Source organism: Acinetobacter sp. LMB-5, from assembly GCF_001541635.1.
Lineage (GTDB): Bacteria > Pseudomonadota > Gammaproteobacteria > Pseudomonadales > Moraxellaceae > Acinetobacter > Acinetobacter pittii.
On the sequence record NZ_LRDR01000136.1, the window covers coordinates 1 to 308 of the forward strand.

The 308-nt window shown below is 50.6% G+C and carries 1 pseudogene; it reads left to right on the plus strand.

Annotated features, from left to right (window positions below):
* Positions 1-76 precede the first annotated feature (76 nt).
* Positions 77-308 (plus strand): annotated as a pseudogene (locus tag AW165_RS18850) (hypothetical protein); the annotation flags it as partial.

A 308-nucleotide genomic window follows, 5' to 3' on the forward strand; every position in this document is an offset into this window, starting at 1 on the left:
ATGGGGTAAAGGACAAGGCCACTCATACGGTGAACCAGACCCTAACACAGGTCAAACCTACTACGGCAGAGGCTATGTGCAGTTAACTTGGCTTGCGAACTACGCCAAAGCCAAAGCGGTGGTATACAGCCGAAACTGGCAACAGGGTGTGATTGATTTTGTGAACGCGCCAGAGCTAGCACTAAATCCATTTTATGCCGCGCAGATTGCGATTAGCGGCATGATGGCTGGTTGGTTTACAGGTAAGAAGCTAAGCGACTACCTGCAGCTTGACGGTTCGTTTGATTACCAGGGGGCAAGAGCCATCA